The 12,654-nt window shown below is 62.0% G+C and carries 8 protein-coding genes; 7 read left to right on the forward strand and 1 reads right to left on the reverse strand.

The genetic code is table 11. The annotated features are described in order from the left end of the window. Nucleotides 1–100 precede the first annotated feature (100 nt). The 4 genes from JNK74_18800 to JNK74_18815 all read left to right on the forward strand — a co-directional run bounded on the left by JNK74_18800 (nucleotide 101) and on the right by JNK74_18815 (nucleotide 7,610). Nucleotides 101–2,359 carry a c-type cytochrome gene (locus tag JNK74_18800; protein ID MBL7648233.1) on the forward strand — a complete coding sequence of 753 codons (2,259 nt, stop codon included), beginning with the start codon at nucleotides 101–103 and terminating at the stop codon, nucleotides 2,357–2,359. A 272-nt stretch (nucleotides 2,360–2,631) separates the two neighbouring features. Then, complete coding sequence (locus JNK74_18805; GenBank protein MBL7648234.1) at nucleotides 2,632–4,143, forward strand: hypothetical protein; 1,512 nt, start codon at nucleotides 2,632–2,634, stop codon at nucleotides 4,141–4,143. Nucleotides 4,144–4,528: 385 nt separating this feature from the next. Beyond that, complete coding sequence (locus JNK74_18810) at nucleotides 4,529–7,291, forward strand: sigma-70 family RNA polymerase sigma factor (GenBank protein ID MBL7648235.1); 2,763 nt, start codon at nucleotides 4,529–4,531, stop codon at nucleotides 7,289–7,291. A gap of 136 nt (nucleotides 7,292–7,427) precedes the next feature. Continuing rightward, nucleotides 7,428–7,610 carry a CPXCG motif-containing cysteine-rich protein gene (locus JNK74_18815; protein ID MBL7648236.1) on the forward strand — a complete coding sequence of 61 codons (183 nt, stop codon included), beginning with the start codon at nucleotides 7,428–7,430 and terminating at the stop codon, nucleotides 7,608–7,610. A gap of 262 nt (nucleotides 7,611–7,872) precedes the next feature. Here JNK74_18815 and JNK74_18820 read toward each other — a convergent pair whose 3' ends face one another. Continuing rightward, nucleotides 7,873–9,777 (reverse strand): heavy metal translocating P-type ATPase, encoded by a 1,905-nt coding sequence (locus JNK74_18820; protein ID MBL7648237.1) that lies wholly within the window; start codon nucleotides 9,775–9,777, stop codon nucleotides 7,873–7,875. Between the two features lie 401 nt (nucleotides 9,778–10,178). On the opposite strand from JNK74_18820, the gene JNK74_18825 reads away from it, so the two are divergent. From JNK74_18825 to JNK74_18835, 3 genes are read left to right on the forward strand one after another with little or no spacing between them, the layout of a single operon-like run. Then, nucleotides 10,179–10,643, forward strand: a complete 465-nt coding sequence (locus JNK74_18825) for a purine-binding chemotaxis protein CheW (protein MBL7648238.1) — start codon at nucleotides 10,179–10,181, stop codon at nucleotides 10,641–10,643. Further along, complete coding sequence (locus JNK74_18830; GenBank protein ID MBL7648239.1) at nucleotides 10,640–12,112, forward strand: tetratricopeptide repeat protein; 1,473 nt, start codon at nucleotides 10,640–10,642, stop codon at nucleotides 12,110–12,112. The genes JNK74_18825 and JNK74_18830 overlap by 4 nt, the downstream gene beginning before the upstream one ends. Then, nucleotides 12,109–12,648 carry a purine-binding chemotaxis protein CheW gene (locus JNK74_18835; protein MBL7648240.1) on the forward strand — a complete coding sequence of 180 codons (540 nt, stop codon included), beginning with the start codon at nucleotides 12,109–12,111 and terminating at the stop codon, nucleotides 12,646–12,648. Before JNK74_18830 ends, JNK74_18835 begins: the two co-directional genes overlap by 4 nt. Nucleotides 12,649–12,654 lie beyond the last annotated feature (6 nt).

The following is a 12,654-nucleotide window of genomic DNA, read 5'->3' on the forward strand; positions in this document are numbered from 1 at the left end:
GGCTGAAGGCTGAAGGCTGAAGGCTGAAGGCTGAAGGCTGAAGGCTGAAGGCTGAAGGCTGAAGGCTGAAGGCTGAAAAACGTACTTGTCGGAGATTGTCTTGTTGCACTGGCTCACTCAACTCCAGATATCCCCCGATCAGATCGGTCCTATCCGTCCAATCCGTCTGATAAAACCGCTACGGCAATGGGCACTCCTTTCAGCCTTCATCCTTCAGACTTCAGCCTTCTCATCCCCCATGGTCCCCGGCTTCGAGCGATTCGCAGCCTCCCCCGATAGCGGCGTCTCCCCCGGCCTCCTGCTCTACAACGAGCTCAAGTGCGGCGCGTGCCACGGCGAGATCGCGCCCATGCAATCCGCATTCCCGCCCCACGCGGCCCCAATCCTCGACAATGCGGGCGCGCGGATGCGTCTCGATTATCTCCAAGCCTTCATCGCCGCCCCCCACGCCACCAAGCCCGGCACCAGCATGCCCGATCTACTCGCCACCCTCGAACCCGCCGCGCGGGCCGAAACGAGCGAGGCCCTGGCCCACTATCTCGCGAGCCTGGGCGAGCTGATGGCTGAGAAGGACACACAAATCTCCGAGGCCGAATTGGAAGCGGGTGCCGCGCTGTTTCATTCCGTCGGCTGTGTCGCCTGCCACGAACCCACGCAATCCGCCCAAACCGCGGGCCCGGAGGATATCTTCTGGGAAGACGGCGGCGTGGAGACGCCGAAGATTGAAGTGCCATCGGTTCCCCTGCCCAATCTCGCCGCGAAGACCACGCCCGAGGCGCTCGCGGCCTTCCTCCGCGATCCCGCCGCAATTCGCCCCGGCGCACGCATGCCGAATATGACCTTGAGCGAAGAGGAAGCGCGACAAATTGCCCAGTGGATGACCCAGGGTGATTCAGCGTCGGCCACCGCCACTATTGACCCAACCAAAGCCGCGCGCGGCAAGGAACTCTTCCAAACCCTCGGTTGCGCTTCCTGCCACACCATCGGCGGCGCGACCACACGGCCCACCGCCACGCCACTCGCGGGCAAGCCGCTTTCCGACGCCGGGTGCCTCGCAATCGCGCCCCTGCCGAATCTGCCCTGGTTCGATCTGAGCGAAGCGCAGCGGACCGCGCTGCGCGCCATCCCCATCGACGCGCCCGCCCCCACGGATGCCGACACCATCAACCACACGCTTCTCGCGCTGAACTGCTATGCCTGCCACGAGCGCAATGGACTCGGCGGCCCCGAGCCCGGTCGCGCGCTCTATTTCACCGAAACTGAAATCCTCGATCTGGGCGACGAAGGCCGCCTCCCTCCCACGCTCACCGGCGTGGGCGCGAAGCTCACGCCCGAATGGCTGCGGACCATCCTCACCGACGGCGGTCGCGTGCGCCCCTACATGGCCACGCGCATGCCCCACTTCGGCGAGGCCAACATCGGCACACTCGTAGAGGCATTCGCCAAGGTCGACGCGGATCCGAATCCGCCCACCGTGAACGTCTCCGGCCTGGAGCATCACCACCGCAACGAATACGGCCGCGAACTCATGGGCACGACCGGCCTCGGTTGCGTCACCTGCCACAACTTGAACGGACAAAAATCCCTCGGCATCCCCGCGGTGGACCTGGCCCACGTGCCCGCGCGGCTCCAGCCCGAATGGTTCATGAAATATATGCTCGCTCCCGCGTCGCTCCGCCCCCAGACCCGCATGCCCGCCTTCTTCGAGAACGGCAAGAGCCTGAGCAGCGAACTCTTCAAAGGCGACGCCGTCAAGCAGATTGAAGCGCTCTGGATCTACCTCAAAGAAGTAAACGAAACCCGCCTTCCCGAGGGCATGGAGGACACGGGCGGCTTCGAACTCATCCCAACCGACGCACCGATCATCCACCGCACCTTCATCCAGGATGTCGGACCCCGCGCCATCGCCGTGGGCTTTCCCGGCGGACTCAACTATGCCTTCGACGCCGAAACCTGCCGCGTCGCCCTCCTCTGGCGCGGGCGCTTCATCGACGCCGAATCCGCCTGGGCCGATCGCTTCACCCTCTTCGTGTCGCCCCTGGGCGAGGCCATCGCGAAACTGCCCGAAGGGCCCGCCGTGGCGTTGAACGCCGAGGGTCCATGGGATCAGAGTCGCTTGCGCTTTCTCGGTTACCGACTCGACGAATCACGAACGCCCATTTTCCGATATCAATTGGGAGACGTGATCATCGAAGAGTCACTGCGGCCTGCGCCGGAAAACCCGATTCGACTCATAAGGCGATTGGAACTCAAGGGCCCGTTGCAGACCGTGTACGTGCGCTTGGGAATGGAGTCTCCTCCAACGCCAATTGAAGTAACCGAAGCGGGTACGACGTTTGAAGAGGTGATAACATGGTAAGTCAAGACACCACGGGTACCACTCACTCATCTCGAACTCGTTCCCAAGCTCTGCTTGGGAATGCAGCCCGTGAAGCTCTGCTTCACAACCCGGCGGCGAATAAGCTGGTCGATCAGCGTAACATCCAGAAGCGTGAAATACAGCTCAAGTGGGTTAACGTGACCGCGGTGCCTGCGGAGCGGAGCTCCGGGGACTGCATTCCCAAGCAGAGCTTGGGAACGAGAGCAGGCACTCCGCTCTCTCAACTCTTCTCTGCGTCTCTGCATCTTTGCGTGACATCTTTTCTCAGTTTCGCACGCAAAGGCGCAAAGGCGCAAAGCATCCACGCATCGGCTTTCCTGGCTGCGCTCACTTTCCTGGTCGTCATCATCCCCCCATCCACCCACGCCGAAAACCACCCCGCCTACACCATCCAGGCGATCCCCACACCCGAGGGCGTGCCCTTCGAAGCCAGCGCCGTGGAGACCCTGCCCGATGGTCGCATTGCCATCGCCCTGCGCAAGGGCGAAGTCTGGCTCCTCGACAATCCCGATCCCGCGCAGGCGAACTTCACGAAAATCGCCGAGGCCCTCCATGAACCCCTCGACCTACTCCACAAAGACGACGGACTCTACGTCGTCCAGCGCGGCGAGCTCACCCACCTGCGCGACACCAACGGCGACGACCTCATCGACGAGTACCGCTCCGTCACCAGTGCCTGGGGCATCACCGGTAACTACCACGAATACGCCTACGGTGCCGTGCCCGATAAAGATGGCAGTCTCTGGGTGACGCTCAATATCGGCATGGGCAAAGCCGACTATCCCGAGCGAGACGCCTGGCGCGGCTGGGGCGTGAAGATCTTCCCCGATGGCCACATGGAACCCCAGTGCGCGGGCATGCGCTCCCCCTGCGGCCTCGGCGCGAACCTCGCGGGCGATGTATTCTTCACCGACCAACAGGGTAACTGGATTCCCGCCGGTTCCCTGCACCACCTTCGCAAGGGCGCGTTCTACGGGCACGTGGAATCCCTCAAACACTGCGCCCTGCCCGGCGCGCCCTTTGCAAAACCCGCCAGCATCCCTTCGGGCATACCTCTGCCCCAGGCCAAGGCCGTATTCCCCATGCTCTCCCTGCCCGCCGTATGGTTCCCCTACAAGAAAGTCGGCATGAGCACGACCGACATTCTCTGTGTGCAAAACGACCAGCAAATCGGCCCCTTCGCCGGACAACTCCTCGTGGGCGACTTCACCACCGCCGCCATCTCGCGCGTGTTCCTCGAACAAGTCAACGGCGAATACCAGGGGGCCTGCTTCAACTTCCTGGAAGGCTTTCAGAGCGCCGTGCTCCGCATGGCCTGGGCGAAAGACGGCTCCCTCATCGTCGGCGAGAGCAACCGCGGCTGGAACTCGGTAGGCAAGAAATCCTTCGGCCTCGACCGCGTCACCTGGAACGGAAAAACGCCCTTCGAGATCCAGGAAATGCGCCTCAACACCGACGGCTTCACCCTGCGCTTCACCCAGCCGGTCGATACGGCCAGCGCAGCCAATCCGAGCAGCTACACACTCTCCAGCTACACCCTGATGTACCACGGGAGCTACGGCAGCCCCGAAATCGACACCCGGCCCCACGCCATCCAGTCCGCCACCCTCAGTGACGACGCCATGGAAGTCCGCCTCGTCACCGACCCCATCCGGCAATACCACATCCACGAACTCCACGCCGAGGGCGTGAAGAACACCGAAGACCAGCCACTGCTCCACGCGGATGCCTACTACACGACGAATGAGCTTCGAGCCCAATAACATTCGTCCGTACGTAGCCCGCTTGGATGCAAAGTACACGCCGGGTGCCACCCACACCACCACGGGTGCCACCCTCAAGCAGAGGAGCGAAGCGGGGGAAGCTTGTGGGTGAGGTGACTGCAACATAGTTCGGCACTGTAACGTCCGTGGTACGTCTCTGCCATAAAATTTTGAAGATAACCCGCTGCACTTCCATGACCGAAATCCCATCACCCACAAGCTCCCGCGGCGGAGCCGCCCCGCTTGAGGGTGGCACCCGTCGGCCCCCCTTTCTCAACCCGTGCGATTGGAACTATCAACTATCAACTATCAACTGTCAACTGCTCTGTCACCTTTCCCTTCTTTCCCCCAACTAAGGGTAGAATCAACGGGAAGGATCACCCCAATGTCGGCAGATACCCAGCAACTCATCCAGCGGAGCCTCCAGGGCGATCAGCGCGCTTTCGGCCAGATTGTGGAGCGCTACCAGGGCGCCGTCAGCGCCATGGCCTACAGCGTCACCGGCAACCTCGCCCAGAGCGAGGATCTCGCACAGGAAGCCTTCATCATCGCGTGGAAAAAACTCGGCGCATTGCAGAAGCACGAATCACTGAGCGCCTGGCTCTGTGGCATCGCCCGAAACCTCGCCCGCGACTGGATGCGCACGCAAGCCGCCCGGCCCACCGTCTCCATGGAAAACCTCGACGAGACCGCGCAGCCCCTCGCTGAATCCCCCGAGATCACGCAACACCAGCGCGAACGCGCGGACCTCGTCTGGACCGCCCTCGCCGAGATCCCCGAGACCTACCGCGAGCCCCTCATCCTCTTCTACCGCCAGGGCGAATCCATCCGCGACATCGCCGAGGCCCTCGAACTCAGTGAGGACAACGTGAGGCAGCGCCTCTCCCGCGGCCGCAAGTTCCTCCGCGCGGAAGTCGCGCACACCGTCGAAGACACCCTCGCCGACACACGCCCCGGCAAGGCTTTTACGGCGGGCGTCATCGCCGCGCTACCCGCGCTCTACGGCGCGAAAACGGCCGCTGTCGAAGCGGGGACGTATGCACTGCAGACACGAACGGGAGTGCTCGCCATGTCTACGAAACAGGTGGTGCTAACGGGAGTCGCAATACTGCTGTTTACCGCGGGTACATACCTGGCAATCCGGCCACACGTTACGACGCCTGGACCTGTCTCGACCGAAACCCTTCCTGCCGCGACGGTCCCCGGAAATACGTCGATACCCGTTAGTGCCACCGCAATATCCACCCCTGCTGAACCAACACACCTCGCGGGAACGGCAATATTTCCCCCGGCGTCGCCACAGAGAATTGAAATCGAGCCGATTGAGATTTCCAATCCGAGCGACTACATCACGCTCATGGGTTCCGTTGTGGATTCGGCCGGGTACCCAGTGCCGGGCGCTGAAGTAAGTGTCGCGGCCCTGGGTCTGCCGAAACCGCCCTCCGATGCAAATGCGGATCTGCTTTATGCACACCGGACGGCCTACGAGAAGTATCTTGGAAACCGCAGCCATTATTGGTACGGCCATACCGGCGAGAACGGCGCCTTTACTATCGCCGGCGTGCGCTTTTCCGGATCGACGTTGATCACTGCGCGCGCTCCGGGTTACCGGGCCGCGATGAAACATCTTGCTCTGGACGATACCGATGTTTCGCGAGAGAACCTTGTACTGCGCCTGGAAGCCGGTGTTACTATCCGCGGCGTTCTATTGAGTTTCGCCGGATTGCCCGTGAATGACGGCGTGTTGAAACTCGTGGGGTTTGTTGATGAGTCGGGAAAAATGAGCGACTCGATAGGGCTGACGGCGCTCACGAATGATAGGGGGCAGTTCGAAATGGCGATTGACGGGCCTGGTGTCGCATCGCTCAGCGCCCGGAGCGAATCCTGCGGCCAGAATTCGTTTGCAAACGTTGTTGCGAATCCAGAGCGGGAGTTGGTACTTCGTTATCCTCCGGTGGCATCCGTCTTCGGCAGGGTCACGGACAGCGACGGGGCGGCTGTATCCGGGGTTGAAGTTCGCCTCGACGGCACGCTGGAAACCAGACACCCGTCTGCCGGCGGCTCCAGCCCGAGCAACAGAGCGAGAGGCGAGACATTCAAGGCAACGACGGATCTCAACGGCGGATACCAAATCGCAAGAGTCGACTCCGGGCAGCAATATACCAGCGGAGTGTATGGGACAGACGGAACGATACTGACGCAGGGCCCCGGAGTTGAGGCGGTGACACCCGGACGCGACTACCGATTGAATTTCACCGTGACCACACCGGCAATTGTGCGCGGCACGGTCCGCGGCAGGTCCTCGGGCAAACCGATTCCGGGAATTCCATTGATCGCTATTCAGTCGGAAAATCTTCGCCAGACAAGCGGGATTTCCGGATTGACGAGCTACGCAACCGCGTTGAGTGGTCCAGACGGCACCTATGAGATTAGTATCACCGGCGCCAGTAGCACCTATGTCTTGATGCCCACGTACGACCTTTCCCCATATGATTTTGTGGGTACGGACGTCCCGCCAAACGCCGTTACAGTGAACGTTCGTCCGGGCGATATCGTTTCATGTGATTTGCAAGTCGATGAGCCCGGAACGCGCGCTTTCCTGCTTCTTGACGGTAGCGGCAAGCGGGTCGCGGACGCGCACTTGCACCTGGGTCTCGATCCCCACGAATCTGGTTTTGGATACAGTCTTGATGCGAAGACCGGAGCCGATGGACGCGTCGTTGTGAACGGCATACCACCGGATCACTTATCCGTGATTTCTTTTCGAAGAGATGGATTCTACCCCGCCCAAAGTGAGCCCCTGGCGGTCACATGGGATGAGACGCCGACGGAGGAAGTCATCGTTATGTACCAACTGGCTCGAATTCTGTTGGTGGCGCGTAACCCGGCTGGCGAGCCCCTGGCGAACCAGACGGTGGAAATGGAGGCCGAATTCGACCTCGACAACGTCTTGACGGCCATCCTCCGTACGGATGCCAATGGTGTGGTCAGCGTCGACACGGAACTGCCGGCGACGCGGCTTGCAGTCACATTTTATCAGGATGTTAATCGGGACGGCACGAGCACGAGAGTTAGTACAGGACCCGTCGACTTTGAACTGAGTCCGGGACAAAACGACCTTGGCGAAATTGTACTTGTCTGGGAGTAGGCACCCCGGGTGGACAGCATTTCTAATCATAGTGACCACCACAATTTATTCGGCAATCTCCATGTCGCAAAATCGTAGCTCCCCGAATGAAGACTCCGGCCCCCGATTCGTGGTAGCCTTTCTTCAGGAGGCCGCCATGGAATACTACGACGTCACCTGCCCCCACTGCTGGCAAACATTCTCCATACCCCTGGATGTGTCCGTACGGGGCCAGCTTTTTGTCTATGATTGCGAGATATGCTGCAATCCGCTGGAGGTGGAGTATGAGGCGGAGGACGGCGAGATTGTGTTCTGCGAGGCGCGTTCTCTGGAGCAGTAGGGGGAAATCGATAGCGAGTGATTTCCCTTGATTCTCTCGTTCGCGGCACCTCCTGGAACTTACAAAGAGAATTCGCACGGCTGGGAGCGCAGGCGTCCCCGCCTGCATCATGCACCGAAGGTGCATAGACTTTGTATAAGAAGATTGCTCGGTACTTAGGAAGTGCCTTCGGCACTTTGCAGGCGGGACGCCTGCGCTCCCAGCCTTGCGCGATTCCATTGGAAGGGCAAAGTAGCCTTTCAAAGCGAGGCGGATGACGCTCCTACATATCCGACATCGTCCTCGGCGGCCAGGCGGCGCGGAGGGCGTTGAGCACGGCGAGCACGTCGATCACTTCCTGGCATATCGCGCCTTCCACGGGACTGAGCATCCCCACGGAGGCAAAGGCCATACCCGCGAGGCTGAGCACCATGCCGCCCACGGCGGTCTGAAGGGCGATGCTCCGCATGCGCTTGCTGATGTGGAGGAACTCGTCGATCTTGCGCAGGGAGTTGTCCATCACCACCACGCCCGCCGCTTCGGCCGTCACATCGCTACCCTGGCCGATGGCGAGGCCCACGGTGGCGGCCATCATGGCGGGGGCGTCGTTGATGCCGTCCCCGACGTACAGGGTCCTGGCGCGCTTTGTCTCGTCGCGCACAATGGCGAGCTTTTCTTCCGGACTTTTTTGCGCGTGGATATCGGTAATGCCCACTTCCTTCGCGAGATAGTGAACTTCGGATTCGCGGTCACCGGACACGATCATGAGCCGGTTGAACTGGTGACGCGGGCCGAGGTGCTTCATGAAGGAGTGGCTGTCGGAGCGGGGTGCGTCGCGGAAGCGATAGACGGCGGCAAAGGCGCCCCCGACGGCCACCACGCACTCCAGGCCCTCTCCCGCGCCGGGCATGTGCTCCTGGCCAGTGACAGCGATGTTGGCGAGCTTCTTTCGGCTGGTAATCAAGACTTCCTGGCCGGAAACTCTCCCGCGCAGGCCCTGGCCGGGGTGCTCGCTTACTTCTGTCGCGTCTATGTCTTCTCCGCCGAGTTTTTCAGCGGCCTTAAGGATCGCGCTGGCCAGCGGGTGCTTGGAATAGCGCTCCAGGCCCGCCGCGAGAGCAAGCACGGTAGGCGCGTCAAAGCCCGGCGCCACGATCTGTTCAACCAGCGCGGGCTCGCCGTAGGTCAGTGTGCCCGTCTTGTCGAAAATGGCCGTGCGACACTTGGCGATCTGCTCCAGCACCACGGGACTCTTCACGATGATCGCCCGGCGCGCGCAAAGCGAAATGGAGCCGATGATGGCCACGGGAATCCCGATGAGCAGCGGACACGGCGTGGCGATGACGAGCACGGCGAGAAAGCGCGTGGCGTCGCCGCTGAAACCCCAGGCCAGGAGCGCCACGGCCACCGCAATCGGCGTGTAGACCGCGCCAAGTTGATCGCCGAGCCGACGCATCTGCGGGCGGGTCGCCTCGGACTCGCGCATGACCGACATGATCCGGGCATACCGGGAATCCGCCGCGCGCTGGGTCGCGCGAATGGTCAACGCCACTTCGCCGTTGATGGAGCCGGAGATAACCGACGAACCAATCGTCTTCGTAATCTGAAAGGGCTCGCCCGTGAGGTAGGATTCATCCATCACGCCGCGCCCTTCGATCACATCGCCGTCCACGGGGCAGATCTCGTGCGGGTAGACCACCACTATATCACCGGGCTCCAGCGATTCCAGTGCGGCGTCGGCGATGCCATCCGGCCCGCGCCGGTGCGCGATGGAAGGCATGCGCTTCGCCAAAGCCGCCAGCACGGAGGAGGCGCTGCGCAAAGCATAGGCCTCCAGCGCCTCGCCGCCGGATAACATCAGCACGATGATGGCGCCAGCCAGGTATTCGCCCAGAAACACGGACGTGGTAATGGAGATGCCGCCCAGCAGATCGGAGCCGAATTCACCCCGCAGGAATTTTTTGAAGAGATCGATGACCTGCGGCACACCACCCACGATGAGGCAGAGAATCAGGGGCGCATTCACTACGGACGATGAGGCTTCCGTCGCCAATCGCATTACCGCGTAGGCCGCGATGCAAATCAGGGCCATCACAGCGGTGCCCGTGGTGCGAAAACGCTCCGATCCAAAGAGTTGCCGAAACGCGCTCGGCGTTCCGGTCGTATCCCCCGTCGCATGCTCAGTCATCGGGTCCCCGGCTTTCTAGAAGTGTGAGGCGGTTGTCGGATCCCGGCCGGGCACGGAAGCCCCGGCCCGAACCTCCCCAATCATAGCGTATTTCCGTACCCCCGAGCGATTTCACCCCTGGCCGGCGGGGTGGACCTCGTAATTCAATTGTTCAAGTTTCTCATTCTGGTTTTCGCATTTGTTTCACTTCCCTATTGCGCCCGCGACCCCTATCCGAGAAAAAATTCAAGCAGACCAGGGCAAATGGGGTAAATCCCGCATATTTTCGATTATTTTTGGTGCGATGAGCCGAAGAATATGCTATGGTAGCAACGGTATCTATATAGTCTATAGATTCAAATAAACTTGTGTATGGCGTATCACACAATTGGGCAGCCTGCGATAATCGAGGAGCGGACCGTATGGAAGACGCAGAACGCGCTGTAGTCTTTTCCGTTGACGCACGGCGATTTGCCGTCTCCGCCGCCTGTGTCGATTTTGTCACTCGGGCGGTCGCGCTCACCCCCCTGCCCAATGCGCCGGATATCGTCGCGGGCCTCGTCAATGTACGAGGTGTCATCATGCCCGTCGTCAGCGTCCGACGCCGTTCGGGCATCCCCGATCGTCCCCTCTCGTCGGGAGACTACTTCATCGTCGCCCGCACACCCCGTCGCTCGCTGGCGCTCATTGCCGACGCCATTCTGGGTCTCTTCCCATTTCGCGCGGAGGACTTTTCCGCGACGGCGGAGGTCCTGCGGGGCGTACCCCATCTGGGCGGTATCCTCCAGGACCCCGATGGATTGATACTTATCCACGACCTTGAGCGCTTCCTCTCGCTGGAGGAAGAGCAGTTCCTCGACGTCGCGCTGGCGGGCCACACGTCATGAACGCCCCCCTGACGGATCAGCTCCTCTCCCGCGCGAGCGCCTGGCTCACGGAAGCCATCGGTCTCCATTTCCCACCGGCGCGGTGGCGCGATCTGCGGCGCGGCATCGCTTCGGCCGCGCCGGCGCTTGGCTTTCGGTGCCCGCTCGATTGCACGGAATGGATCGCCCAGGGACGACTGAGCCCCGAGCAGCTTGATCGTCTCGCGCCCCATCTGACCGTCAGTGAGACCTACTTCTTCCGCGATACGGCCCTCTTCCAATACTTGGAAAGTGTGCTGCTTCCCGATTTGATCCAGAAGAAGCGCGCCGGTGGGATGGGGCTGCGTCTCTGGTGCGCCGGGTGCTGCACGGGTGAGGAGGCCTACTCTCTCGCCATTCTCCTCCACCGCCTCATTCCCGATCTCCCCCGATGGAACCTATCCCTGCTGGCGACCGACATCAACGTCGACGCCCTGGCGAAGGCGCGGGAGGGCTGCTACAGCCTCTGGTCCTTCCGGGGCACTTCCGCCTGGAATGACACCCGCTATTTCACAGCCGGCCCCGGTAAGTGTTTCACGGTTCGCCCCGAAGTCCGCGCCGCCGTTCGTTTCGAATCCCTCAATCTGGCAAGTTCCGACTACCCTTCGCTCCTCAACGGAACCTCCAACATCGACGTGCTGATCTGTCGGAACGTGCTCATGTATTTCGAGCCCGGGGCGGCCAACCGCGCCATGGCGCGGCTGGCCGACGCCATCTCGGAAGAAGGATGGCTCATCGTAGCCCCTTCGGAACTCCCGCTCGTGGACAAAGCTCAGTTCGCGCCGGTCCACAGGGAAAGCACGATCCTCCACCAGAAATCCGGCCTGCGACTCCACACACCCGTGCCGCCACCCATTGCGAAGCCCTTCCCGAGGCCTGCCCACCGCCCTGTTCCACCCGCGCGGCCCGCGGCAAACCCGAATGCCTCCCCCGTGGACCGCGCGGACGCAGAGTTCGCCCTGAGCAACGCCGAGGACCTCTTTGCGGCCCATCAGCACGAGGCCGCCTGGGACATCGCGGTAACCTTCACCGGGGAAAGTCCCGCCCGAGTAAGGGCGATGCGCCTGCTGGCGCGAATTTGCGCCGATCAGGGTCGCCTCGCGGAAGCACAGGACTGGTGCGACAGAATCATCGCGGAGGATCGCGTGGACCCCGCGGGCTACTATCTCCGCGCCCTCGTCCTCCGGGAGCGGGGACTCCATATCGAAGCGGGTGACGCCCTCCGACAGACCCTCTATCTCGACCCCGACTTCATCATCGCCCATTTCACGCTCGGGGCGCTTGCCCACGCCAGGGGCGATGCCGCCACGGCGGCGCGGCACTGGCGAAACACCATCCGGCTCCTGGGCCGTTGCGCCCCGGAGGCGTCCGTACCCGAGTCCGACGGACTCTCCGCCGCCCGTCTGCTGGACATCGTAGAAAGTCTGATGGAAAGGGAGGTGGCGATATGACCGTGGAACCGGGCCCCCCCGAGGAGCAGGCTATCCTCGAAAGGCGCGCGCGCGAGCTCGCGCGGCGGCCCCGAGGCGACGCCGACACCGGCGCACGACTGGAAATCGTGGAATTCACCATGGCCCACGAGCGCTATGGCGTGGAGTCCCGATTCGTCCGGGAAGTTTACCCCCTGCGCGAGTTGACGCCCATTCCAGGCACGCCGCCCTTCGTCCTGGGTATCGTGAACTTGCGCGGCCACGTCATCTCCCTTGTGGACCTGAAGCGATTCTTCTCCTTACCGGAAAAAGGACTCTCGGACATAAACCACGTCGTGCTGTTGTCCTCCACGGAAATGGAATTCGGCATTCTGGCGGATACCCTGCGCGGCGTGCGCAGCCTCCCCGCGGGCGAACTTCAGCACGAACTGCCCACCTTCACGGGCCGAAGAAGGGACTACCTCCTCGGCGTGGCCCGAGACGGAACCGTGGTGCTCGACGCGCGGCGGATTCTGGGCGACCCGGATATCGTCATTCGTGATCACGGAACCGACTAGCAGGCG

The sequence above is a fragment of the Candidatus Hydrogenedentota bacterium genome, assembly GCA_016791475.1.
Lineage (GTDB): Bacteria > Hydrogenedentota > Hydrogenedentia > Hydrogenedentales > JAEUWI01 > JAEUWI01.